General features: G+C 65.2%; 24 protein-coding genes. 11 read left to right on the top strand and 13 right to left on the bottom strand.

What is annotated here, in order from left to right; translation table 11 throughout:
* Nucleotides 1-164: 164 nt before the first annotated feature.
* From Q0P59_RS16225 to Q0P59_RS16215, 3 genes are all read right to left on the bottom strand, one after another.
* Nucleotides 165-986 (bottom strand): crotonase/enoyl-CoA hydratase family protein, encoded by an 822-nt coding sequence (locus Q0P59_RS16225; protein WP_295008180.1) that lies wholly within the window; start codon nt 984-986, stop codon nt 165-167.
* A 71-nt stretch (nt 987-1,057) separates the two neighbouring features.
* Nucleotides 1,058-1,261 carry a hypothetical protein gene (locus Q0P59_RS16220; protein ID WP_295008178.1) on the bottom strand — a complete coding sequence of 68 codons (204 nt, stop codon included), beginning with the start codon at nt 1,259-1,261 and terminating at the stop codon, nt 1,058-1,060.
* 47 nt (nt 1,262-1,308) lie between these two features.
* Nucleotides 1,309-1,893, bottom strand: coding sequence for a cob(I)yrinic acid a,c-diamide adenosyltransferase (locus Q0P59_RS16215; protein ID WP_295008176.1), 585 nt, complete (start codon nt 1,891-1,893; stop codon nt 1,309-1,311).
* A 61-nt stretch (nt 1,894-1,954) separates the two neighbouring features.
* Here Q0P59_RS16215 and hyi point away from each other — a divergent pair, with 61 nt between their 5' ends.
* The 6 genes from hyi to Q0P59_RS16185 all read left to right on the top strand — a co-directional run bounded on the left by hyi (nt 1,955) and on the right by Q0P59_RS16185 (nt 8,391).
* Entirely contained in the window at nt 1,955-2,734 is a 780-nt protein-coding gene (gene hyi, locus Q0P59_RS16210) for a hydroxypyruvate isomerase (RefSeq protein WP_295008174.1), read from the top strand.
* Between the two features lie 110 nt (nt 2,735-2,844).
* Complete coding sequence (locus Q0P59_RS16205) at nt 2,845-4,329, top strand: FAD-linked oxidase C-terminal domain-containing protein (protein WP_295008172.1); 1,485 nt, start codon at nt 2,845-2,847, stop codon at nt 4,327-4,329.
* Nucleotides 4,329-5,378 (top strand): glycolate oxidase subunit GlcE, encoded by a 1,050-nt coding sequence (gene glcE, locus Q0P59_RS16200; RefSeq protein ID WP_295008170.1) that lies wholly within the window; start codon nt 4,329-4,331, stop codon nt 5,376-5,378. The genes Q0P59_RS16205 and glcE overlap by 1 nt, the downstream gene beginning before the upstream one ends.
* The gene (gene glcF, locus Q0P59_RS16195) at nt 5,378-6,613 is read left to right on the top strand and encodes a glycolate oxidase subunit GlcF (protein ID WP_295008168.1); all 1,236 of its coding nucleotides are present in this window, start codon (nt 5,378-5,380) and stop codon (nt 6,611-6,613) included. The genes glcE and glcF overlap by 1 nt, the downstream gene beginning before the upstream one ends.
* Nucleotides 6,613-7,509, top strand: coding sequence for an HDOD domain-containing protein (locus Q0P59_RS16190; protein WP_295008166.1), 897 nt, complete (start codon nt 6,613-6,615; stop codon nt 7,507-7,509). Before glcF ends, Q0P59_RS16190 begins: the two co-directional genes overlap by 1 nt.
* Nucleotides 7,510-7,590: 81 nt before the next feature.
* Complete coding sequence (locus Q0P59_RS16185) at nt 7,591-8,391, top strand: protein phosphatase 2C domain-containing protein (RefSeq protein WP_295008164.1); 801 nt, start codon at nt 7,591-7,593, stop codon at nt 8,389-8,391.
* Nucleotides 8,392-8,454: 63 nt separating this feature from the next.
* Here the strand turns inward: Q0P59_RS16185 and Q0P59_RS16180 are convergent, their stop codons facing one another.
* The 4 genes from Q0P59_RS16180 to Q0P59_RS16165 all read right to left on the bottom strand — a co-directional run bounded on the left by Q0P59_RS16180 (nt 8,455) and on the right by Q0P59_RS16165 (nt 13,395).
* Nucleotides 8,455-9,879: a DEAD/DEAH box helicase gene (locus Q0P59_RS16180; RefSeq protein WP_295008183.1), complete on the bottom strand. Its 1,425-nt coding sequence runs from the start codon at nt 9,877-9,879 to the stop codon at nt 8,455-8,457.
* Between the two features lie 159 nt (nt 9,880-10,038).
* Nucleotides 10,039-10,404 carry a response regulator gene (locus tag Q0P59_RS16175; RefSeq protein WP_295008162.1) on the bottom strand — a complete coding sequence of 122 codons (366 nt, stop codon included), beginning with the start codon at nt 10,402-10,404 and terminating at the stop codon, nt 10,039-10,041.
* Nucleotides 10,397-12,934 carry an ATP-binding protein gene (locus Q0P59_RS16170; protein WP_295008160.1) on the bottom strand — a complete coding sequence of 846 codons (2,538 nt, stop codon included), beginning with the start codon at nt 12,932-12,934 and terminating at the stop codon, nt 10,397-10,399. Before Q0P59_RS16170 ends, Q0P59_RS16175 begins: the two co-directional genes overlap by 8 nt.
* Before the next feature lie 38 nt (nt 12,935-12,972).
* A complete protein-coding gene (locus tag Q0P59_RS16165; protein ID WP_295008158.1) occupies nt 12,973-13,395 on the bottom strand; it encodes a hypothetical protein in 423 nt (140 codons plus the stop codon).
* Between the two features lie 93 nt (nt 13,396-13,488).
* Between Q0P59_RS16165 and Q0P59_RS16160 the strand changes: the two genes are divergently transcribed.
* The 5 genes from Q0P59_RS16160 (at nt 13,489) to Q0P59_RS16140 (ending at nt 19,027) form a co-directional block, all read left to right on the top strand.
* Nucleotides 13,489-14,793, top strand: a complete 1,305-nt coding sequence (locus Q0P59_RS16160) for an extracellular solute-binding protein (RefSeq protein WP_295008156.1) — start codon at nt 13,489-13,491, stop codon at nt 14,791-14,793.
* Nucleotides 14,793-15,536, top strand: a complete 744-nt coding sequence (ugpQ, locus tag Q0P59_RS16155; RefSeq protein WP_295008154.1) for a glycerophosphodiester phosphodiesterase — start codon at nt 14,793-14,795, stop codon at nt 15,534-15,536. Before Q0P59_RS16160 ends, ugpQ begins: the two co-directional genes overlap by 1 nt.
* A 64-nt stretch (nt 15,537-15,600) precedes the next feature.
* Nucleotides 15,601-15,954: a hypothetical protein gene (locus Q0P59_RS16150; RefSeq protein ID WP_295008152.1), complete on the top strand. Its 354-nt coding sequence runs from the start codon at nt 15,601-15,603 to the stop codon at nt 15,952-15,954.
* Between the two features lie 152 nt (nt 15,955-16,106).
* Nucleotides 16,107-18,728, top strand: a complete 2,622-nt coding sequence (alaS, locus tag Q0P59_RS16145) for an alanine--tRNA ligase (RefSeq protein WP_295008150.1) — start codon at nt 16,107-16,109, stop codon at nt 18,726-18,728.
* Entirely contained in the window at nt 18,725-19,027 is a 303-nt protein-coding gene (locus Q0P59_RS16140; protein ID WP_295008148.1) for a hypothetical protein, read from the top strand. The genes alaS and Q0P59_RS16140 overlap by 4 nt, the downstream gene beginning before the upstream one ends.
* A gap of 19 nt (nt 19,028-19,046) precedes the next feature.
* On the opposite strand, the gene Q0P59_RS16135 is transcribed toward Q0P59_RS16140, so the two are convergent.
* From Q0P59_RS16135 to waaF, 6 genes are all read right to left on the bottom strand, one after another.
* Nucleotides 19,047-19,412: a hypothetical protein gene (locus Q0P59_RS16135; protein WP_295008146.1), complete on the bottom strand. Its 366-nt coding sequence runs from the start codon at nt 19,410-19,412 to the stop codon at nt 19,047-19,049.
* Nucleotides 19,413-19,500: 88 nt separating this feature from the next.
* Entirely contained in the window at nt 19,501-20,751 is a 1,251-nt protein-coding gene (locus tag Q0P59_RS16130) for an EAL domain-containing protein (RefSeq protein WP_295008143.1), read from the bottom strand.
* Nucleotides 20,752-20,760: 9 nt separating this feature from the next.
* Complete coding sequence (locus Q0P59_RS16125; RefSeq protein ID WP_295008141.1) at nt 20,761-22,137, bottom strand: phosphomannomutase/phosphoglucomutase; 1,377 nt, start codon at nt 22,135-22,137, stop codon at nt 20,761-20,763.
* A 12-nt stretch (nt 22,138-22,149) separates the two neighbouring features.
* Nucleotides 22,150-23,106, bottom strand: coding sequence for an alpha/beta fold hydrolase (locus Q0P59_RS16120; protein ID WP_295008139.1), 957 nt, complete (start codon nt 23,104-23,106; stop codon nt 22,150-22,152).
* On the bottom strand, nt 23,103-23,534 hold the full coding sequence (locus Q0P59_RS16115) for a nuclear transport factor 2 family protein (protein ID WP_295008137.1): 432 nt from the start codon (nt 23,532-23,534) through the stop codon (nt 23,103-23,105). The genes Q0P59_RS16120 and Q0P59_RS16115 overlap by 4 nt, the downstream gene beginning before the upstream one ends.
* Nucleotides 23,531-24,541 carry a lipopolysaccharide heptosyltransferase II gene (gene waaF / locus Q0P59_RS16110; RefSeq protein ID WP_295008135.1) on the bottom strand — a complete coding sequence of 337 codons (1,011 nt, stop codon included), beginning with the start codon at nt 24,539-24,541 and terminating at the stop codon, nt 23,531-23,533. The genes Q0P59_RS16115 and waaF overlap by 4 nt, the downstream gene beginning before the upstream one ends.
* Nucleotides 24,542-24,551 lie beyond the last annotated feature (10 nt).

Genomic DNA, 24,551 nt, shown 5'->3' with positions numbered 1-24,551 from the left:
GCGCCAATGATAGTGAGCTTCCGCTCGCGAAAGTAGGTCAACGCCAGACTCCCATACTAAAAACCCCCTCCGGATATCCGGTGGGGGTTTTTGCTTTGCAGATTTGAAAAATTGCCCTTTGCACACGGCTTCGGATGCGGTGCAATCCCGCATCCGAACAGGTATTACGACTGAAAGGCCGGCGGGCGGCGCTCGTGTTGAGCGACCATGCTTTCCTTCAGGTCACTCGATAGCAGCATGGCGGCGTTCCAGGTTGCAACGTAGTTCAATCCATCGGCCACGCTGTGGTCGCGGCTATAGTTCAGGATTTCCTTGGTGCCGCGAATGGCCAGGGGGGATTTGCAAGTGATGCTTGCGGCGATTTCATGCACGCCGGCCAGCAGCGCATCCCGGGATGGGAAGATGCGGTTTGCCAGGCCGAGGGAAAGCGCTTCACCTGCGTCCATCGTGCGCCCGGTGAAGGCCAGTTCCCGGACGATACCTTCGCCGACCAGTCGTGGCAGGCGCTGGAGCGTTCCGACGTCGGCCACCATGCCGATATCGATTTCCTTGATGGAGAACACCGCATCGCTGGCGACATAACGCATATCGCAGCAGGTGATGAGATCCAGCGCGCCTCCGATGCAGGCGCCATGGATGGCTGCCAGGACTGGCTTTCGGCATTGCTCGATGCTGCTCAGGCAGCCCTGGAGATCGAGAATGATGCGGCGCAGGGTTTCCCGGCTGCGGGCGCCGTCCGGATTGGCGATCTGCTGTTGGATGCCGGCCAGCATGGCCAGATCAATCCCCGCGCAGAAATTCCTGCCGTCGCCGCTCAGTACGGCAACGCGCGCCTCCGGCGAGCAATCAACCCACGCGAAGGCCTGTCGTATTTCCTGCCACATCGTTTCATTGAGGGCATTCGACTTGTCTGGGCGGTTGAGGCGGATGTCGGCGACATGTTCGCTAAGCGCGATGCTTATGGTCTTGAATTCGGGAAGGTTCATCGGGGGCTGTCTCCATCGTTTTTTGTTCCCCGATCATACGCGAATCGCCCGGATTCCCGGCAGTCCCGGTATCAGGCCATGCTGGCCAGCGCCGAGGCAAGGTCGGCGTTGTCGTCTGCAGCTTTGCCGGCCTGGCTGTCGATCTCCACGATATAGCCGGCAAGACGCAACTGTTCCGCCCAATATTCGGTGTGCTGCCGAGAGGGATGCCACGGACCGTGCTCAATGATGGGACGTTCGGTTCCGTTACGGTAGCGGGTGACAACGCGGTACACGATTCGACTCGGAATTCTATGCGGAGTGTGCTGCCCTTGCTGCGGGCTTACTCGGCGTTCTTGGCTTTCTGCCAGAGTACGTCGCCACGCCCGCTAGCCCGATTGAGCAGTCGGCCGAGAATGAAGAGCAGGTCGGATAGCCGGTTGATGAAGCGGCGGGCGGCTTCCGAGAGCGCTTCTGCGCCATGCAGCCGGACCATTGCGCGTTCGGCACGCCGGCACACGGTTCGGCAAAGGTGGGCAACAGCGGCCGGACGGGTTCCGCCGGGCAGGATGAATTCCTTCAGCATCGGCAGATCCCGATTGAAATCTTCTGCCAGTTCCTCAAGGCGGGTCACCTGGGCATCCTTCATGATGGCCATGCCGGGCAGGCAAAGTTCGCCGCCCAGATCGAACAGGTCATGCTGGATATCGAGCAGGGCCGCCCGCACAGGATCGGGCAGTTCCTCACAAAGCAGCAGTCCGATGGTCGAGTTCAGTTCGTCCACCTCGCCGATGGCGTCGATACGGAGGCTATCCTTGGTCGTCCGGCTGCCATCGCCCAGCCCCGTTGTTCCGGCATCTCCGGTGCGGGTGACGATTTTGGACAGGCGGTTTCCCTTGCGTTCCTTGGGGTTGCTGTTCTCACTCACAATGTTTCTCCTTGTATGCTGCAGATTATACTGACAGGCCGTTCGAGAGACTGCCCCGACCATGCCAAAGTTCGCTGCCAACCTGAGTTTCCTGTTCACCGAACATGCCTTTCGGGAGCGTTTTCGCCTTGCCGCCGCGGCTGGTTTTCAGGGGGTCGAGTATCTCTTTCCTTACGACTGGCCGGCCCACGACCTTGCCGAGTGGCTGATGGCGGCCGATGTGGAACAGGTGCTGTTCAACCTTCCTCCCGGCGATTGGGCTAACGGCGAGCGCGGGCTGGCCTGTTTGCCGGGGCGCCAGGCCGAGTTTGCGGACGGCGTCGAGCAGGCTGTGAACTATGCGCTGGTGCTCGATTGCGAGCGGGTTCATTGCATGGCGGGTTTGCGTCCGTGGGGTGTTGCGGAGGCCGAACTGGAGGACGTTTATGTCGCCAACCTGCGCCATGCCGCCGATCGTTTCGCGACCGTCGGCACCACCGTCATGGTCGAGCCGATCAACAGCCGGGTCGATATGCCCGGATACTGGCTGGACGATATCGACAAGGCGCTCCGCCTGATCGAGCGCATCGACCGCAGCAACGTCAGGCTGCAACTCGACCTCTACCATGCGCAGATCATCCAGGGCGACCTGGCGCGCACGATAGAAGAGAACATCGACCTGATCGGGCATGTGCAGATCGCGGACAATCCGGGGCGCCATGAGCCGGGTACGGGAGAGATTCACTATCCCTACCTGTTTTCGCTGCTCGACCGCGTGGGCTATGCAGGCTGGGTCGGATGCGAATACAAACCCCTGACCACGACCGAAGCCGGCCTTGCCTGGCTACCGCGGCGAGCTTGAGCGCGATGCGTGCTATTGTTTTCCTGCGCTCGGGAACTGCCGCCCATCCTGGCCGCCCCGTACCACCGCCGATGATTTTCGTGCCATCCTGATCAGGTGAACCCGCCATCATGACAGCAATGAACGACACCCCGTTTTCGGTCGACAAGGACAGCCTGCTCCGGCGACTGCGACTCTATCTGCCGGATCGCTGCCTGCTCGCCGACGAGGAGGATTTGCGCCCCTACGAATGCGATGGACTGACGGCATTCCGCGAGCTTCCGCTGCTTGTTTGCCTGCCCGAGACCGAGGGGCAGGTCATCGACATCCTGCGTACCTGTCATCAGCTGGGCGTTCCGGTGGTGGCCCGCGGCGCGGGAACCGGGCTCTCGGGCGGCGCGATGCCCCATGCCCAGGGCGTCGTGCTGTCGCTGGCGCGCTTCAACAGGATACTGCGCGTCGACCCGCTGGCCCGGCTGGCCGTGGTCCAACCCGGGGTGCGCAACCTTGCCGTGTCCGAGGCGGCCGCGCCGCATGGCCTGTATTACGCACCCGATCCGTCGTCCCAGATCGCCTGCACGCTGGGCGGGAACGTCGCGGAAAACTCGGGCGGCGTGCATTGCCTGAAGTATGGCCTGACCGTCCATAACGTATTGCGTATCCGCGTAGTCAGCATCGAAGGCGAGGTCTTCGACATTGGTTCGGAAGCGCCGGATTCCCCTGGCTACGACATGCTGGCGCTGTTGATCGGTTCCGAGGGGATGCTGGGCGTGGTCACCGAGGTGACCGTCAAGCTGGTTCCCAAGCCGGAACTGGCGCAGGTCGTCATGGCCTCGTTCGGCGATGTGGCAAAGGCCGGCGACGCGGTCGCCGCCATCATTGCCGCCGGCATCATCCCGGCCGGCCTGGAAATGATGGACAAGCCGGCGACGGCGGCAGTCGAGCCCTTCGTCAAGGCCGGCTACGACCTGGACGCCGAGGCCATCCTGCTCTGCGAGTCGGACGGTACGCCGGAAGAGGTGGCCGAGGAGATCGCCCGCGTCATCGACGTGCTGAAGAATGCCGGGGCCAGCAACATCAGCGTCTCGCAGTCGGAGGCCGAGCGCCTCCGTTTCTGGGCCGGGCGCAAGGCGGCCTTCCCGGCGGTCGGCAGGATCACGCCGGACTACTATTGCATGGACGGCACCATTCCACGCAAGCGGCTGGCCGAGATGCTGTCGGCGATCGCCGGCATGGAGCGGAAATACGGACTGCGCTGCGCCAACGTCTTCCACGCCGGGGATGGCAACCTGCATCCGCTGATCATGTACGACGCTTCGGAGCCGGGGAACTGGGAAAGGGCCGAGGCTTTCGGCGCCGAAATACTCGAGCTGTCGGTGGCCCTGGGCGGATCGATTACCGGCGAGCACGGCGTGGGAATCGAAAAAATCAATCAGATGTGCGTCCAGTACGCGACACCGGAGCTCGACGCCTTTCGCGGCATCAAGCACGCCTTCGACGAGCAGGGCCTGCTCAACCCGGGCAAGGCGGTGCCCAGCCTGCATCGCTGCGCCGAGTACGGCCGCATGCACGTGCATCGCGGCGAACTCAAGTTTCCCGAACTGGAGCGCTTCTGATGACGCTCGACAAGATCGTTCAGGCTGTCAGGGCAGCGCACGACAGTCATTCCGCCTTGCGTATTCGCGGCGCCGGCAGCAAGGATTTCTACGGCGGGATGCTGTCGGGGGAAACACTCGACGTCGCCGGATACCGCGGCATCGTGGCTTACGAGCCGACCGAGCTGTATATCACGGCCCGCTGCGGCACGCCGCTCGCCGAGATCGAAGCCGCCCTGGCCGAGCGCGGGCAGTTGCTGGCCTTCGAGCCACCCCGCTTTTCGGGGGCCACGGTGGGCGGATGCGTGGCGGCAGGCCTGTCCGGGCCGCGCCGCTCGCAAGCCGGTGCCGTGCGCGACTTCATGCTCGGTGCCCGCTTGGTCGATGGGATGGGGCAGGTGCTCAATTTTGGCGGCCAGGTCATGAAGAACGTTGCCGGCTATGACGTCTCGCGCCTGCTGGCGGGCAGCATGGGCACTCTGGGGATAATGGCCGAGGTCAGCCTGAAAGTGCTGCCGCAACCCACGGCGGAACGGACGCTGGTGTTTGCGATGGACGCGGACGAGGCGATTTCCCGGCTGAATCGCTGGGGCGGGCAGCCATTGCCGATCTCCGCCTCGTTCTGGCACGACAAGCAGCTTTGGCTGCGCCTGTCCGGCGCGCGGGCCGCGGTCGAGGCGGCGATGTCCAAGCTGGGTGGCGCCGAAATGGCCGCAGACAGCGGATTCTGGGCGTCGGTGCGCGAGCAGACGCATCCGGCGTTCGCCGCCGACATCCTGTGGCGCCTGGCCCTCCCTTCGACGGCCGGCGATCCCGGTCTGGCCGGCTTGCGCGCCATCGAATGGGGTGGTGCGCTGCGCTGGTATGCCGGCGAGCAGGAAGCGGTACGCGGGGCTGCCGCGCGCCTAGGCGGCCATGCGACGCTCTATCGCGCTCCCGAGTCGCTGCGCTGCCGGGAGGGGGCATTCGCCCCGCTGTCGCCGGCCATGCTGGCGCTGCACCGGCGCCTCAAGAAATCCTTCGACCCGAAGGGCATCCTGAATCCTGGTCGTTTGTACGCGGAGTTCTGATGGATACCAAACTCACCGACGAACTGCGGGCGACGCCTGGCGGCCGGGTGGCCGAGGAAATCCTGCGCAAATGCGTTCATTGCGGCTTCTGTACGGCAACCTGCCCGACCTATCAACTGCTGGGCGACGAACTGGATGGCCCTCGCGGCCGAATCTACCTGATCAAGCAGGTTCTCGAGGGCAAGCCGGTCAGCGAGAAGACGCGGACCCATCTCGATCGCTGCCTGACTTGCCGCTCCTGCGAAACGACCTGCCCCTCCGGGGTCAAATACAGTCATCTGCTCGACGTCGGCCGCATGGTAGTGGAAGAAAAACTGCCCCGCCGCCTGGGCGACCGGCTGATGCGCACGCTGCTCAAGACGGTGCTGCCCAACCCGGCGTTGTTTGCGTCGGCCGTTGCCGTGGGCCGGGCCATGAAGCCGCTGTTGCCTTCGGCGCTGGCCGACAAGCTGCCGCCGGCGCTGCCGGCCGGCCGCCCCTGGCCGGAAGGCAGGGCGCATGGCCGGCGCATGCTCGCCCTGGCCGGTTGCGTCCAACCCGCGCTGGCGCCGAACATCAACGCCGCGCTGGCGCGCGTGCTGGATCGCCTCGATATCACGCTGTTCGAAGAGAGCAAGGCCGGATGTTGTGGTGCCGTGCGCTTTCACCTCAACGCGCAGGAGGATGGCAAGGCCGACATGCGCCGCAATATCGACGCCTGGTGGCCCCATGTCGAGGCCGGGGTCGAGGCGATCGTGGTCACCGCATCGGGCTGTGGCGTTCAGGTCCGGGACTACGGACATGCCCTGGCCGACGATCCCGCCTATGCTGAAAAAGCGCGCCGCATCGCCATGCTTTGCCGCGATCCCGCCGAGATTCTTGTGGCAGAAACGGATACACTGTTGCCGCTTCTTGGCAAACGTGCCGGAGAGCGGGGCAATCTGGCGTTTCATTCGCCATGCACCCTGCAGCATGGCCTGAAGATTCGCGGTGTGATCGAAACGCTGTTGCAGGCCGGCGGCTATGTGCTGACCCCGGTCGCCGACGCGCATCTTTGCTGCGGTTCGGCGGGCACCTATTCGGTGCTCCAGCCGGAGCTGGCGGGGCGCCTGCGCGACAACAAGCTGCAGGCGCTGCAGGCCGGCGGGCCGGCGCTGGTCGCCACCGCGAACATCGGCTGCCTGATGCATCTGCAGGCCGGAAGCGACCTGCCGGTGAGGCACTGGATAGAACTGATAGACGAGGGTTTGGCGTGATGGCTGAGGCCGCAAATTCTGTTTTCGAGATTACGAAATCGCTGGATGAGCAAGGGAGCGGGCGGATCAAGCGCTTGCTCGAGGGCGGCGTGAAGATTCCGCCGCAGCCGCGCGTGCTCGACGAGCTGCGCAAGCTGATGGCGCGCAAGGAAATGGATGTCCGCCTGCTGGCCCGTGTCATCAACCAGGACCCGGGGCTGACGGCGATACTGTTCAGGATCGTCGGGAATTCGGCCTATCGCCAGCATCCGCCGATGAGCACGGTCGAGGAGATCCTCCATGCCGTCGGTGTGCGCCAGACCTTCAACCTGGTCCAGGCCATCTCGCTGGCCGGGCTGGGGGCGATCAAGAAGAACCGTCAGGTCTACGAGGCGTTCTGGGCGCGTTCGCACACCATTGCCCAGATGGCCATGCTGATTGCCGACGAGCGCATCGCCGTGTGCAACATCTTCCCCGATCAGGCCTATCTGGCGGGGATTTTCCACGACTGCGGCGTGCCGCTCTTGATGCAGCGTTTCCCGACCTACTGCGCCGAGATGCAGCTGGGCGCGCCGGGGCAATGGATCGACCTCGCCGAGGAGGATCGCAAGTTCAACGCCGATCACTGCGTGGTCGGCTATCTGGTCGCCCGTCACTGGTGTCTGCCGGAGTTCATCTGCGACGCCATTCGTTACCATCATTCGATCAACGAGCTGGGCGCCCACGAGGCGCGCAGCATGGTCGCCATCCTGCAACTGGCCATCGAGATCCATTGCGTCGACCAGCGCATGGACAACCCGGAGTGGGATGCCATTCGCGGCGATGTGCTGCCCGAGCTGGGGCTGAGCGACGATACCTTGCCGGAGTTCGTGGATATCGTTCTCGAACGCTTTCAGGGAGTCGCCAATGTGTCGTGATTGCCGCGAAAGCGACGCCGCAACAGTGTTAATCAGGCTTCCCGTCTTTCGTGATAATCTCCCGGCCGAAAAGGAGGAGGGATGTCGATAGCTGTCGACGCGTGCGCTGCGCAACATCAAGGGGATCGCAAGGAGCAGCAGGACCGCGTGGCGATCCTGCCGCATGCCCGCCGCAAGGGCGTGGCGCTGGCCGTGGTCGCCGACGGCATGGGGGGGCACACCGGCGGCGCCCTGGCCGCCGAGCAGGTCATCCATACCGCGAAAACCAATCTGGACCACTTCCTCGGTGCCGACGAATGCCCGCAAGGCATGCTGGAAAACAGCATGGCCGAGGCGCACACCATGATCAAGGCGTCGCGCTTCATGAACGAAATGGACCCGCACAGCACGGCGGTGATGTTGTTGCTGCAGCCCGGGCGGGTCACCTGGGGGCATTGCGGCGACAGCCGCCTGTATCATTTCCGGGGCAATCGACTGGTTCGCCGGACCGTCGATCACTCGTACGTCGAGCATCTGCTGGCATCCGGCAAGATCACGGCCGAGCAGGCGCTCACGCATCCCAACCGCAACGTCCTGCTGGCTTCCCTCGGCGGCCAGGATGAGCCCAAGATCACTCTCGACGAGGTGACCGAACTGACCGCCGGCGATTCCTTCGTGTTGTGTTCGGACGGTTTGTGGGCCTATTTCGACGATCGCGAACTGGGTACCCTGGTGGCCGAGAATTCCGCGCGCCAGGCTTGCGAAATCCTCATCGACAAGGCCCGGCAGCGGGCCAAGGGCGGGGGGGACAACTTGTCGCTGGCCATTATCAAGCTGGTCGAGGCCTTGCCGCCCAAGAAAGCGGCGCCTCCGCCCGGTTTCGTACCGCGCTCGCAGCTCTGATCGGGCAGCATCAAAACGATAACGGCGCCTGGAAGGCGCCGTTATCGTTTGCGGGTGTCGGTCCTACTTGCGGCCCAGTCCGCCGAGCAGCGCGGCGACGACGCGTTTGGGCTTGTGCGGGTCGGCCTTGGGCGGCGCCTTCGGCGAGTCCGGGATTTCGCCGCGCGGGGAGGTTTCCTCGTACGGCTTGCTGAAATCGAAGCCATCGGCGGCGATCATCGGGTTGCGACGCGGCGGGCGGCGGTCGCTGCGTTCGTGGCGTTCCGGCTTGTGGGCCAGCGGCGCCTTCGGCGGCGGCGCCGACGAGCGCTTGCGCTTGTTTCCCGGCGGGTACTCGTATTCCGGCTCCGGTTCGAAACCGGCCACCTCGACCTGTTCGATGGGGCGCTTGATCAGTTTTTCGATATCGACCAGATAGCCGACCTCGTGCGCGCTGACCAGCGAGATGGCATTGCCCATCTTGCCGGCGCGGCCGGTGCGGCCGATGCGGTGCACGTAGTCTTCCGGCGTGTGCGGCAGTTCGTAGTTGATGACGTAAGGCAGGTCGTCGACATCCAGGCCGCGGGCGGCGACGTCGGTGGCGATCAGGGCATGCGTCTCGCCGGCCTTGAAGGCGTCGAGCGCCTTGATGCGGTCGATCTGGCTCTTGTCGCCGTGGATGGCGTCGGCCTTGATGCCGGCCCGCTGTAGTTCGCGGGTCAGGCGCGAGCAGCCCTGCTTGGTGCGCATGAAGACGATGCACTGGCGGATGTCGCCGGACTTGAGCAGCTTGGTCAGCAGGCCGCGCTTGCCGTATTCGGAGACCGGGTGGACGCGGTGGGTGATGGTGTCGGAGACCTGGTTGCGGCGGGCGACTTCGACCAGCACCGGCGATTGCAGCATGGTGTCGGCCAGTTTCTTGATCTCTTCCGAGAAGGTGGCCGAGAAGAGCAGGCTCTGCCGTTGCGCCGGCAGCATTTTCAGGATGCGCGTGACGTCGGGGATGAAGCCCATGTCGAGCATGCGGTCGGCTTCGTCGAGGACCAGGGCCTGGACGGAGTTGAAGCTGACGCTCTTGTTCTCGACGTGGTCGAGCAGGCGGCCCGGCGTGGCGACGAGGATTTCGACGCCCTTCTTCAGTTCGGCGATCTGCGGCTTGATGTCGACGCCGCCGAAGGCGCACATGGCGCGGATCGGCGTGTGCTTGCTGTAGGACTTGACCGACTCGAAGACCTGCAGCGCCAGTTCGCGGGTCGGCGCGAGGATCAGGGCGCGTACCGGGTGCTTGGCCGGCGACGGGCTGCTGCTCGCGAAGGGCAGGATGCGCTGCAGGATGGGCAGCGTGAAGGCGGCCGTCTTGCCGGTGCCGGTCTGGGCGCCGCCCATGATGTCCTTGCCGCTGATGACGAGCGGAATGGCCTTGGCCTGGATCGGCGTCGGTTTGGTATAGCCCTCGTCGGTGACGGCACGCAGCAGTTCGGGCGCGAGGCCGAGGTCGGCGAAGGTGATTTCGGGGGCTGTTTCGGCAGCCGGGGTGCCGGTTGCGTCGCCGGCTAAGGTATTGATTTCAGACATGGGCCGGAATTATACGCCTACCGTTCGCTGTCGGTCAGAATACATGGGCCGCCGGGAGCGGGAGAATGGCCTTTGTCGGAAAAACGCCCGGGTTTACAGTCCGCCGACCATCGTTTCAAGCTGCTGCCGGCTGATCGGTTTGACCAGCACGTCGTCGAAACCGAGGCCCTTCAGGCGATCCAGGTCTTCCTGGAAGGCATGCGCCGTGTAGGCGATGATCGCTGGTTGTGGCGACAGGGCGCTGGCCTTGAGCTGGGCGCAGGTTTCCTCGCCGGACAGTCCGGGCATGCTGATGTCGAGCAGGATCAGGCGGAAAGCGTTTTGCCTTGCCAGCGCCAGGGCGGTCAATCCATCCGCAGCTTCCCTGACCTCCCAGCCCAGGCGCTTGAGCAGCGCCGATGCGAGCAGGCGATTGGTCGGCTGGTCGTCGACGACCAGGGCCAGCGGTTGATCAATCATTGATCGCTCCAAGGGGGAGGAAGACGGTGAAGGTCGAGCCGATGTTGACTTCGGATGTCAGCACGATTCTACCCCCCATGTGTTCGGCGAGCTGTTTGACCAGGGCGAGCCCAAGACCCGTTCCGCCTTGTTCGCGGGTCAGGAAATGCTCCAGTTGCTTGAACTTCTCGAACACCGTCTCCTGGCTGCCCGGCGGAATGCCCATGCCGGTATCGCGTACGGAAAAGGCAATTTCATCCTCAGCCCGGCTGACATCGAGCGAAATTTCTCCGCGCGCCGTGAATTTGACGGCATTGCTCAGCAGGTTGTTGAGGATCTGGCGCAGGCGTATCGGGTCGGTCGGGAAGGTGGCGGGCAGCCCCTCGGCGATCCGCGCCTGGAAGCGGAGGCCCTTGCCTTCCGCGGGAACCCGGTGCAGCGCGGCGCATTCCTCGACGATGCCGGCGATGGACGTCGGAATGGACTGGAAGCCCATTTCGCCCGATTCGATCTTGGCCAGGTCGAGTATTTCATTGACCAGGCTGAGCAGGTGGCTGCCGCTCTGTTCGATGATGGCGGCGTATTCCTGGTGGGCCGGGTTGGCCAGTTCGAGCTTGAGGAGCTCGGCGAAACCCAGTATGCCGTTGAGCGGAGTCCGCAATTCGTGCGACATGGTGGCCAGGAAGGCCGATTTCTGGCGACTGGCTTCCTCGGCTTTTTCGCGCGCATCGTCGAGGCGCTTGAACGATTCCTCGACCGAATCGGCCATGTGATTGAAGGAGCGGGCCAGTTCGCCCATTTCGTCGGTGCCACGCGCATCCAGCCGGCGCCTGAGGTTGCCGCGCTGGAAGTCGTGAATGCCGTCGATCATCCCGGTGATCTGTCGGGTCAGCAGCCCGGCCATCCAGACGGCAATGCCGATGACGATGATCACCATCAGCAAGGTCGAGCCCCACAGACCGAAGGCGGTGGCTGCCAGACTCTCGCTGATGTGATCGAGCAGTTCGCTGCGGCGGTGCTTGAAGTCGGCATCCTTCTGTTCGACCAGGGTATTGATCCGCATTGCCGTGTCGGTTGCCGCTTTGTGGAATTCATCGACGTTGGCGCCGATGGTGACGAAACCGAATCCCTGCGGCGTCTTGCCGTACTGGCCGGTGTAGTAGGGGATCGCGGCAGCCGTCGTGAGTTTCCACAGGCCCGAGAAGAAGATCACGAAGGAGCCCGATCCGCCGTGTTCGGTCAGGGCGTTCCAGCCATCGCACTGCGGCGAGAAATTGAGGTAGCGGCAGTCGAGGCCGATGCTTCCTGCGTCGACCTGCGCCTTGGCCGGCTTGCGCTTCAGGTTCTGGTCGCGGAACGGCGGCACGCCGGCCAGGAACTCGTCGGAGGGCTTGCCGCTGGCCTGCCATTCCGCGTAAAGGTCTGCGTCCATCCACGGCGTGGCCGGGCGCCCGGTCTGCGGGTCGTAGCCGACGATCATGTAGTCGCGGGGGTGGGAAATCGAGCGGCTGCGGTGATCCCAGAGAAACGCGTAGTTGCCCTTGATGGCATCGGCGATCGGGGTGAAGCGTTCCTCGGTCGGCATCAGGCGATCGGAGAACTGGCGGATGTGGTCGTGGTCGAGGGCCAGCGTGACATAGCCGGCGATCCGGCCTCCCCGGAGCACCGGCATGGCCCAGCGGACAATCCCGCGGAAGCGCCTGCCGACCGGGTTTTCCGTACCGGCATAGGCCGAGTCTTCGGGGGCGAAGGGTTTCCCGGCTTTTTCGAGAGCGGCGGGCAGGTAGGGGCCGATGGCATGCGTCCCCACATAGGCGCCGATCACGTTGGAGACATGAATCTCCCCGGGCTTGAGCTTGCCCAGCTCGGCGAAGTAGTTCTCGGCCTTGACGAAGGTGTTGGCCGGGTCGGCAATGTTGCGCCGGCGCTTGTCGGTCAGGTCGCCGCGCGTGACCTTGATCTTTTCATTGCCGGCCAGGTCGACGAAGGTGATTTCGACGAACAGCGGGCGGCGTTGGCGTTCTCCGAGGTATTCCGGAGGGCGCGCATGGAAGTCCTTGGCGTTGTCGGGCAGCGGCGGACGGGGAGGCTTCGTCTCTGTCGCGACCGTTTGTTCGGGAACCCAGGATTTCCCGTCGTCGGCCAGGCGCCACTTGCCGTGCTGATAGATGTCGCGCTGGTGCTCGTTCAAAAACTGCGCGAAAGCCTCCTCGGAGGGCGGGAGGGTGGCGGCCTGGCGGATGTCGTTGTCGCGGTCGTACAGAAAGTTGGCGATTTCCTTGGCGGTATCCGTCGTCAGCGCCTCGATCGCCTCGCGCGAGCGCAGATCCAGCGCGCGTATCGAATCGTCGGTGACGGTCTTGCCCATGGACTTCATGGTCACCAGGATGGCATCGGCCATGCCGCCGGCCTTGGCCGATACGTCGTTGCCCAGGCGACTCGTGGCATACCAGGCGAACCAGGCGAGCAACAGCAGCGGGATCACCTTGATCAGCACGAAGATGGTGATCAGTTTTCCGCGTATTCCGCCCATGAAAGCCGGGAAGGGCATCGATATTCTCCGAGAGGAAAGCTGGCGTGGCGGGCGGTTTAGTGTTTATCCACTTTCTTTTCGCCTTCCGCTTTGGCCTCTGCCTTGGGTTCAGCCTTTGTTTCTGCCTTGGCGTCGCTTGCCGCGGTGGCTTCGGTCGCGTCCTTCTTCGCCTTCTTCCTGGCGCCCGGGGGTTCCGGAGGCGGCAGTTGCGGGGCGACCGTTTCCAGCTTGTTTTCCCGCATGTATTCGTCCATTTCCCGCCAGCCGGCGTAGATGCCGGCTTTCGGCAGCCAGCCGTAGATCGAGTAGCAGTCCTCGATGGCGCGCCCCGATTGGCGGCAGGCGCTGCCGACAGCCTTGGCTTCCGGCTCCATGCGGGCTTCTTTCCTGGCAGGGTCTTCCAGGCCAAGCTTCTGGCCGATCTGGTCGCACGCGTTGAGTGCGATGGCGGCGATGGCGGCTAAGATGTACGTTTTCATGTTCGCGATTCTCGCATATTTGTAAAAGACAGGGAGAGGCGATGCCCTGATTTTGACGGGTATAATCAAGCGCTTTACGCTTCCGGAGTACCCATGCAGCATCGAATTCTCCCTTCCGTCGTCGCCATTTCCCTGGCCCTTGCCTGTGCCACCGCATCGGCGGCCAAGCCGGCAGCCAAGGCTGCGGCCAAAGCGGCGCCGGCACCGGCGGTCGCCGCCGATTTCGAACTCGCGCACAATCTCGGTCCGGCTGGCGAGGAGCAACTGCAGGCCCTGGTCGATCGGTTCAACAAGGAAACGGGTGGCAACCTGAAGCTGTCCCGCCTCGAGAAGGGTGAAAAGCCGGCCGGCCTGAACCTGGTTCGCCGTTATGACATGACCGATATCCTGGCCCAGCCGAAGAGCTTCGTGCCCTTGCACGAGATGATGGCCAAGGCGGGCCAGCCGCTGCAGCTGGCCGATCTCTCCCCCGACCTGAAGGCCGGCGCGGTCGACGGCAAGGGGCGCCTGGTCGCCTTGCCGCTGGTCTATTCGACGCCGGTGCTGTTCTACAACAAGAATGCCCTCCGCAAGGCGAAGCTGGACCCCGAGCAGCCGCCGAAGACCTGGTTCGAGATGCAGGGCGTGCTCGACAAGCTTCAGGATGCCGGCTATTCCTGTCCCTATACCTCGTCGTGGCCGGTCTGGGTCCATGTCGATAACGTGAGCGCCGTGTCCGGGGTTCCCGCGGTCAGCGACAAGGGAGCCCTGACCTTCAACGGGCTGCCGCAGGTCAAGCACATCGCGATGATGGCAACCTGGACCAAGGCCAACTACTTCAAGCTGTTCGGGCGTCGCGACGAAGCCAGTGCCAGATTCCATGCCGGCGAGTGCGCCATGATCACGACCGATTCCCGCGAGCACGTCGATTTCCGTGACGCCAAGGGGGTCGAGCTGGGCGTGGCGCCGCTGCCTTACCACGACGACGTTTATGGCGGTCGCCAGAACACGCTGGCCGATGGCGGCTCGTTGTGGGTCGGCGCGGGCAAGTCGGCTGCCGAGTACAAGCAGGCGGCGAAGTTCGTTTCCTTCCTGCTGTCGCCGGAGATGCAGATAGAAATGGTGCGCATCTATGGCGGCTTGCCGCTGACCGCGGCGGCGCGCTCGGCGGCGCGGAGCAAGCTGCTGCAGGATGGCGACAAGACCCTGGAAGTGGCGTATGCCTCGATGAAGGGGCGCGGTACCGCGAACGTCCCGCACGTTTCCGATGCCGACCCGGTTCGCATCATTGCCAACGAGGAACTGGAAGCCGTGTGGGCGGACAGGAAGCCGGCCAAGGCCGCGCTCGACACGGCGGTGTCGCGTGGCAACGCGGTATTGAATGCCAAGCCGGCCCTGAAGAAGGCGCAGCCCTTCTGATGACGCCGCCGCTGCCGCGCTGGTTTGCCCATCGCGGCGGCGGTTCGCTGGCGCCGGAGAACACCCTGGCCGGCATCCGGCTGGCGGCGCGGCTCGGTTACCGGGCTGTCGAGTTCGATGTGATGTTGTCGGCGGACGGCACGCCGGTCCTCATCCACGACGAAACGCTGGAGCGGACGACCAACGGCGTCGGGCGCGTCTGCGAAACGCCGGATGCCGAGCTGTTCGCGCTCGATGCCGGCAACGGCGAGCGCATCCCGCGTTTTTCCGAGGCGGCCGCCTTGTGCCGCCAATACGGCTTGCTGGCCAATGTCGAGATCAAGCCGGCCGGCGGATTCGAGCGCCAGACGGCCGAGGCGGTCGCCCGTCAGGCGAGCGCGCTGTGGCAAGGGGCCGAGGTGATGCCCCTGCTTTCCTCCTTTTCCCTCGAGGCCGTCGAAATCGCCCGCGACCTGGCGCCCGCTCTGGCGCGAGGCCTGCTGTTCGAGCGGGTTCCCCGGGATTGGCCACAGGAGATGGCGCGCCTGCAGGCGGTGACGCTGCATTGCAACGCCAGGCACCTGGCCGACGATACCCTCGCCGCCTTGACGGATTCCGCCGTTCCCGTGTTGTGCTACACCGTCAACGATCCGGCGCAGGCAAGCGCCCTGTTCGCGCGGGGCGTCAGTGCCGTCTTCACCGACCGGCTCGATCTGTTCGCCTCCGAAACAAGTGCTTACAAAGGCTTGCATTTGGATGGCTGATTTTTAACGCGGTTTAACTTCTAATGGCGTCCAGGGAGTTCGCCCTACATCACAGGAGGAAAACATGAAAACCGTCAAAGCACTTGCCGCCATCGCCGTCGTCCTGCCCACCCTGGCTTTCGCCCAGGCCAATACGCCGGGCGTCGACCAGCGCCAGATCAACCAGGAGCGTCGCATCGACCAGGGCGTCGCCTCGGGCAGCCTGACCCCGCGCGAGGCGAACCGCCTGGACCGCGGCCAGCAGCATGTCAACAACATGGAAACCCGGGCCAAGGCGGATGGCGTGGTGACCCGCCAGGAGCGGGCGCGCATCCATCACGCGCAGGACGTGCAAAGCGACCGTATCTACCGCCAGAAACACGACCGCCAGCATGACTACAATCACGATGGCCGCATGGATCGCCCGCGCCATCGCTGAATCCCTGTCGCCGACACCGAAAACCCGCCGCCGCGCGGGTTTTTCTTTTTGCGCCGGCGGCGTCCCGGCGGGCCATGCTCCTGCACTGAAGGCCGGCACTTTCATTTAAAATGGACGGTTTCGAATTCCAACGCCGCGAAGGCCGCCAGCTTATGAAAAGCTCTGAAATCCGCCAGCAATTCCTCGACTTCTTCGCCTCGAAGGGGCACCAGATCGTCGCCTCCTCGTCGCTCGTTCCGCACGATGACCCGACGCTGCTGTTCACCAACGCCGGCATGAACCAGTTCAAGGACGTCTTCCTCGGTTTCGACAAGCGCCCCTACAGCCGCGCCACCACCTCGCAGAAATGCGTTCGCGCCGGCGGCAAGCACAACGACCTCGAGAACGTCGGCTACACCGCGCGCCACCACACCTTCTTCGAGATGCTGGGCAACTTCAGCTTCGGCGACTACTTCAAGCGCGATGCGATCAAGTACGCCTGGGAACTGCTGACCGAGGTCTACAAGCTGCCCAAGGACAAGCTGATGGTCACCGTCTATGCCGAGGACGACGAGGCCTACGACATCTGGCACAAGGAAGTCGGCGTGCCGGCCGAGAAGATCGTGCGCATCGGCGACAACAAGGGCGCCCGCTACGCTTCCGACAACTTCTGGATGATGGGCGACACCGGCCCCTGCGGCCCGTGCACCGAGATCTTCTACGACCACGGCGAGCAGCACTGGGGCGGCCCCCCGGGATCGCCGGACGAAGACGGCGACCGCTTCATCGAAATCTGGAACAACGTGTTCATGCAGTTCAACCGCGACGAAGCCGGGGTCATGCATCCGCTGCCCAAGCCGTCGGTCGACACCGGCATGGGCCTGGAGCGCATCTCCGCCGTGCTGCAGCACGTCCATGCCAACTACGAGATCGATCTCTTCCAGAAGCTGATCGCCGCCGCCGCGCGCGAAACCTCAGATGCGGACATCAACAGCCCGTCGCTGAAGGTGCTGGCCGACCATATCCGCGCCTGCTCCTTCCTCATCGCCGACGGCGTCATCCCGGGCAACGAGGGCCGCGGCTACGTGCTGCGCCGCATCATCCGCCGCGCCATCCGCCACGGCTACAAGCTCGGCGCCCGCGCCGCCTTCTTCCACAAGATGGTGCCGGACCTGGTGGCCGAGATGGGCGAAGCCTATCCGGAACTCAAGGAAAACCAGGCCAAGGTGGTCGCCACGCTGAAGCAGGAAGAAGACCGCTTCTTTGCCACCATCGAGCACGGCATGGCCATTCTCGAAGGCGAACTGGCCGACATGGCCGCCAAGGGCATCGCCGTCTTCAACGGTGAAACCGCCTTCAAGCTGCACGACACCTACGGCTTCCCGCTCGACCTGACGGCCGACATCTGCCGCGAGCGCGACTTCACCGTCGACGGCGCCGCCTTCGACGCCGCGATGGCCCGCCAGAAGGAGCAGGCGCGTGCCGCCGGCAAGTTCAAGATGGCGCTGGCGCTGGAATATGCCGGCGAGGAAACCACCTTCCACGGCTACGAATCGCTCGACGCCAGGGGCAAGGTGCTGGCGCTGTACAAGGACGGTGCCGCCGTCAATGAGCTGAACGAAGGCGACCTCGGCGTCGTCGTCCTCGACAACACCCCGTTCTATGCCGAATCCGGCGGCCAGTGCGGCGATCGCGGCGAACTGAAGGGCGTCGGCGGCATCTTCGCGGTCGAGGATACGCTGAAGATCCAGGCCGCCGTCTTCGGCCACCACGGCGTGCTGAAGACCGGCAAGCTGGTCGTCGGCCAGGAAGTCGCGGCCCGTGTCGACGCGGTGTCGCGCGCGGCGACGGCCCGCAACCACTCGGTCACCCACCTGATGCACAAGGCCTTGCGCCAGGTGCTCGGCGGCCACGTGCAGCAGAAGGGTTCCCAGGTCGATCCGGACAAGACCCGTTTCGACTTCGCGCACAGCCAGCCGATGACCGCCGAGGAAATCCGCGAGGTCGAGGAAATCGTCAATGCCGAGATCCTCGCCAATGCCGCCACCGACAGCCGCGTCATGGCCATCGACGATGCCCAGAAGTCGGGCGCGATGATGCTCTTCGGCGAAAAGTACGGCGATGAAGTGCGCGTCGTCGCCATCGGCTCGTCCAAGGAACTGTGCGGCGGCACGCACGTCGGCCGTACCGGCGACATCGGCCTGTTCAAGATCGTCAGCGAGGCCGGCGTTGCCGCCGGCGTGCGCCGCGTCGAGGCGATCACCGGCAACAACGCGCTGGCCTACGTGCAGGCGCAGGAAAACCGTGTCCAGGGCATCTCCGCGCTGCTGAAGACGACCCCGGAAGAGATCGCCGAGCGCGTCGTCGGCATCATGGACAACGTCCGTGCGCTGGAAAAGGAGCTGGCCCGCCTGAAGTCGAAGCTGGCTGCCTCGCAGGGCGACGATCTGGTCGGCCAGGCCGTCGACGTCAAGGGCGCCAAGGTATTGGCCGCGACGCTGGAAGGTGCCGATGTCACCGCCTTGCGCGAAACCATGGACAAGCTCAAGGACAAGCTGAAGTCCGCCGCCATCGTGCTGTCGTCGGTCGCCGACGGCAAGGTCACGCTGATCGCCGGCGTCACCGCCGACCTGACCGGCAAGGTCAAGGCCGGCGAACTGGTCAACCTGGTCGCCCAGCAGGTCGGCGGCAAGGGGGGCGGGCGTCCGGACATGGCGCAGGCCGGCGGCACCCAGCCGGAAAACCTGCCGGCCGCGCTGGCCTCCGTCCAGGGCTGGGTCGACGCCAAGCTGTGAAAGCGCTGGCCGCCATCCTGCTGATGCTGGGGGCGGGGCTATGCCTCGCCGCCGAGCCGGAGCGCACGCCGATCGAGGCCGTGACCTCCGACGGGCAGCCGGTGCGCCTGTTTCCGAACGGGCACTGGGAGTTCGTCGATACGGCCAGGGCCGAAGCCGCCCGGAAAGTCGCGGCCGACTACCCGGAAAACAAGGTGCGCAACGCCGAGGCGCAAGGGGGATTGTTCGGCGTCGGGCGTACCCTGATGCCGGGCGACAAGGACTACAACCGCGGCTCGCTCAATCCCAAGCTGCGTTAAGCGGCCAGGCCCGCGCCGCTCAGTTTTCCAGGCGGCGCGTGGCGCCGCCCGTCGCTTCCTCGGCGATGCGGGTTGCCTCGCCGTCGATGACGGTCGATGAGCGTTCCGGCGCGGCGCGGAAGGGGTTTTCCTGGGTCATGCCGTCCCAAGGCTCGGCACGCTGGCGATTGATCTCCTGGCGCAGTTTCCGGGTCCGCCACCACAGCCAGCCGCCGAGAACCAGGCCGAGGACGGCGACGACGGCCAGGGCGACCAGCGAAAACATGAAAGCCAGAACGAGGAAGGCGGCACTCAGGACGAAGGCGAGCAGTTTGGCCAGCGGCCCCTGGGGCGGCCGGCCAAGCGCGTTATGTCCGAATTGCTGGTATGGGCGTTCGCTATCCATGGCATGTCGTGAAGTAGGTGACCCGACGATTATAGGGGCGGCCTGCCCGGCCGGATGTTGTCAGGCTGTGGCGGTTTTGTAACGAAACTCAGGCCGACTGTTCCTGGCCGATCTCGTTGGCCCATTGCAGGGCCAGGGTCTGCGCCCGATTGATGGCTTTCACGCCCAGGCCGGGCAATTCGGCCAGTGCGGCGCTCAGGTCCCTGGTGTCGCCGCGCTCGCTGCTTTCGGTGATGCGCAACAGGGCGCCCAACCGGCCGCTGCCGTGGCACAGCGCATCCCGCACGTCGCTGGCGAGGCCGAGCGGGGCGACGATTTCCTCGATGGTCTGGGCGACCAGAACGGGCATCAGGGACATGATGCCGACCATGAAGACCCGGTCGGCCAAGCCGCTGTCGCCGGGGCTCAGTTCGTCGGCCAGCAGTTCCATCAGCCGGCCGCGCGTGGCCGCCATCTGGAGGAGCGGGTTGCCGCTTGCGCTCTGCTTGCCCGAGGCGAAGAGCAGCAGCTGCAGCCAGCGCTGGAGCTGGCGTCGGCCGAGAACGGCGATGGCGTGGCCCAGCGAGGTGATGCGTTCGGTGCAGCCGGCGCCGACGGAGTTGGTCATGCGCAGCAGGTTGACGGTCAGGCCCGGCTCGGGCTTCAGCGCCGCTTCGAGTTCGCAGGTGTCGGCGTCGCCAAGCAGCAGCCCCATCAGCTTCATCAGCGACAGCTGCGAGTGATCCAGCTTCTTGCCGGCGATGATGGTCGGTTTGGCGAAGTAGTAGCCCTGGAACAGGGTGAAGCCCAGCTTCAGGCACTGTTCCATCTGCTCGCGCGAGTCGACCTTCTCGGCCAGCAGTTGCTTGCCCATGGGCTTGAGCTTCATGCTCAGCTGCATCAGCTGGACGCGCGACAGCGGCTGGATGTCGACCTTGACGATGTCGACCAGGGCCAGCAGCTCGGCAAACTCCGGCTCGAGCTGGATGACATCGTCGAGGGCCAGCGTGAAACCGGCGGCTTTCAGGGCGCCGCAGCGCTCGACGACGGCCGGCGTCGGCGGCACGGTTTCCAGGATTTCCAGAACGACCGCGTGGCGGGGCAGCAATTCGAGCATGTCGCTGAACAGGAACGCTTCGTCGACATTGATGAAGCCGCGATGCTTGCCCAGTGCCGCCGCGACGCCGAGTTCGGTGAAGGCGTTGGCGATGACGGTGGCGGTGGCCTCGACCCCGTCGGTGACGTCGGCAAAATTGTGGCTGCCGCTGCGGAAAAGGAGTTCGTAAGCGAACAGCTGCTGGTCGCGGTCGAGGATCGGCTGGCGTCCGAGGAACAACTGGTCGGCGGCTGATTCGCTCACGAAAATTCCTTAAAACGGTAGCTGGATGCCTGGCCACACCGCGTTGAGCGCCTGCCGGAAACCCTGCTGGATGCGTTCCAGCGCCGCCGCATTGTCGGCTTCGAAGCGCAGGACGACAACCGGCGTGGTGTTCGACGGGCGGGCCAGCCCGAAGCCGTCAGCGTACTCCACCCGGACGCCGTCGATCGTGATGATTTCCTCGGCGCCGGCGAATTTTCCGTTGGCCTTCAGTTTGTCGATCAGGGCGAACGGCTCGCCTTCCGCCATCTTGATGTTCAGTTCCGGGGTCGACGGGGCATTGGGCAGGTTCTTGAGCACCGGGTTGGCGTCGGCCGCCTTGCTCAGGATCTCGAGCAGGCGGGCGCCGGTGTACAGGCCGTCGTCGAAGCCGTACCAGCGTTCCTTGAAGAAGGTGTGGCCGGACATCTCGCCGGCCAGCGGGGCGCCGGTTTCCTTGAGCTTGGCCTTGACCAGCGCGTGGCCGGTGTTCCACATCAGCGGCACGCCGCCGTGCTGGCGGATCCACGGGGCGAGCAGGCGGGTGCATTTGACGTCGTAGATGACCTGGCCGCCCGGCACGCGCGACAGCACGTCGGCGGCGAAGAGCATCAGCTGGCGGTCGGGGAAGATGATCTCGCCGTCCTTGGTCACCACGCCGAGGCGGTCGCCGTCGCCGTCGAAGGCGATGCCGATCTCGGCGTCGGTTTCCTTGAGCGCCCTGATCACGTCGGCCAGGTTTTCCGGCTTGGAGGGGTCCGGGTGGTGGTTGGGGAAATTGCCGTCGACCTCGCAATAGAGCGGCACGATGTCGCAACCCAGGCGTTTGAACAGCTCGGGGGCGATCGCCCCGGCGACGCCGTTGCCGCAATCCATGACGATCTTCATCGGGCGGGCCAGCTTGACGTCGCCGACGATCTTGTCGACGTAGGCGGCCGTGATGTCGGCGCTGCGGCGCTGGCCCTGGCCGTGCTTCAGGTTGCCGGCCTCGATCCGCTTCTTGAGGTCCTGGATGGCGTCGAGGGCCAGCGTGGTGCCGCCGATGACCATCTTCAGGCCGTTGTAGTCCGGCGGGTTGTGGCTGCCGGTGACCGAGACGCAGGAGTGACAGCCCAGTTCGTAGGCGGCGAAGTAGGTCAGCGGGGTCGGCACGCAGCCGACGTCGATGGCGTCGACCCCGGCGGCGTTGATGCCGTCCATCAGGGCGCCGGCCAGTTCAGGGCCGGACAGGCGGCCGTCGCGGCCGACGGCGATGGCGGTCTGGCCCTGTTCGACGGCCAGCGAACCGAGGGCGTGGCCAACCTGGCGGACGACGTCGGCGGTCAGCGATTTATTGACGATGCCCCGGATATCGTAGGCCTTGAAAATTTCGGCAGGAAGCTGGTTCATGATGATGTTTGCTTATGACAATTCGGAAATGAAGAAGTGTAAGAGCCTTTGCGGCAGCCAGTCTAGGTTTCCCGGAAAGGAACCGCTGACGAAGCCGACGTGGCCGCCGGTGGCCGGCTGCTCGAGGCGGACGCTGGCGCTGATGTCGGCCGGGCCGGGCAGCGCCGAGGCCGGCAGGAAGGGATCGTTTCTCGGATTGACGACCAGGGCGGGCACGGCAATCGTTTTCAGCCAGGCCTTGGCCGACGAGCGGGTCCAGTAATCGTCGGCACCGGCAAAACCATGCACCGGGCCGGTCACCGCGTCGTCGAAGTCCCACAGGTTGCGCGAGCGGCGCATCCGGGTTTCGTCGAAAAGCCCGGGGAAGCGCTCAAGACGGGCGGCCGACCGGGATTTCAGCGTGTCGAGGAAATGCCGGGTGTAGATGCGGTTGAAGCCCCGTGCCAGATGGTGGCCGCAAGCGGCGAGGTCGAGAGGGGCGCAGATGCCGGCGACGCCGGTGACCAGCGTGGCGGCGGATTGCTGCTGTTCGCCGGCCCATTTGAGCAGCGCGTTGCCGCCCAGCGAAATCCCGGCGGCGTGCAGGCGGCGGCCGGCGTTGCCCTGGTGCAGGCGACGCAGGATCCAGTCGATTTCCGTCGAGTCGCCGGAATGGTAGGCGCGCGGGCGGCGATTCAGTTCGCCGGAGCAGCCGCGGAAGTGCGGCAGGGCGAGGCGCCAGCCGATGCGCCGGCAGGCGCGGGCGGTCGAGATGGCGTAATGGCTGCGGGCGCTGCCTTCCAGGCCATGGAAGAGAACCAGCAAGGGCGATCCGGCCGGGCCGTCGAGGTGATCGACGTCGATGAAGTCGCCGTCCGGCGTTTCCCAGCGCTCGCGGCGCAGCGGGATGGCTTGCGGCTTGATCAGCAGGGGCCAGAGGGTCTGGGCCTGGCCACCGGGTAGCCAGCCGGGGGCGCGGTAGGGGTTCAATGCAGCGTATGCGGGATGGCGTCGGCCATGGCCTGGTGGCCATCGTCGGCGGCCGAGGCATGCCGGCTGACCATCCGCCAGCCATGGGCGCCGCGGACGTAAACGTGGGTGACGTGGAGCGGTCCGTGCGGGCTGGGATCATCGCCGACGAACAGGATTTCCGTCAGGTGATGGATGGCCATGACGCTACCCTGCCAGTGGGCAATCGACTCGGGCTGGACCTTGATGCGGGCGCTGGTGAAGATGCTGCGCCAGCTTTCGCGGATCGGCGCCTCGCCGCGCAGGCGGACGCCGGTCGGATGTACGCAGATGGTGTCTTCGTCCTCGGCCCAGACCAGCATCAGCAAATCGGCATCGCCGTGCGCGATGGCGTCGTAGAAGGCATGTTCGACATCGTCGGGCGAGGCGAAATGACCGGGCTTGCTCATGGCGAGATCCATTGTTGGCAATGCGCGAGAACCTGCCCGGGCGACAGTTTGTTCAGGCAATCGAGATGGCCGAGCGGGCACTCCCGCTTGAAGCAGGGGCTGCAGTCGAGGTTCAGGCTGACGATGTCGGCGCGATTCGACAAGGGCGGCGTGAAACCCGGCGACGACGAACCGTAGAGGGCGACGATGGGCCGGTCGAGGGCGGCGGCGACGTGCATCAGCCCGGAGTCGTTGCACACCACCAGGTCGGCCAGGGCCAGCAGGTCGACCGCCTGGCCGAGCGACGTGGCGCCGCACAGGTTGCGGCACAGGCCGGGCGCGAGCCGGGCGATTTCCTCGGCGACGGCGTGGTCCTTGGGCGAGCCGAACAGCCAGATGGCGCAGCCTTGTTCCGCCAGGCTGCGGGCCAGCGTGGCGAAATGCGCGGCCGGCCAGCGCTTGGCCGGGCCGTATTCGGCGCCCGGGCAGAAGGCGACGATGCGTTCCGGCTTGCTCAGGCCGAGTTCGGCCAGGGTGCGCTGCCGGTCGGCCTGGCTGGAGCTGATGCGCGGGTGGGCGATCGGCTTGGCCGGCGGCGTGCCCGGGGTTTCGGCCAGTTGCATGAAGCGCTCGACCATCAGCGGCAGCGCCTGCTTGTCGAGGTCGTGGCGGACATTGATCAGGCCGTAGCGCGATTCCCCGGTGAATCCGACGCGTTGCGGGATACCGGCCAGCCACGGCACCAGGGCCGATTTCAGCGAATTGGGCAGGACATAGACCGCGTCATAGCCGCGGGCGGCGAGATCGCGGCCCAGGCGCCAGCGAGCTTTCAGCGACAACTGGCCGTGCCCGAAGGGGCTGTCGACGACATCGCGGATTTCCGCCATGCGATGCAGCACCGGCGCCACCCAGCGCGGCGCCAGGGCGTCGAGTTGCAGGCCGGGGTGGCGGGCGCAGAGCCGCGCAAACAGCGGCTGCGCCATGATGGTGTCGCCGATCCACGAGGGGGCGACGATGAGGGCTTTCATCGCGTTGCTA

The sequence above is a fragment of the uncultured Dechloromonas sp. genome (assembly GCF_945957265.1).
GTDB lineage: Bacteria > Pseudomonadota > Gammaproteobacteria > Burkholderiales > Rhodocyclaceae > Azonexus.
This window is presented reverse-complemented; position numbering and strand designations above follow the sequence as displayed.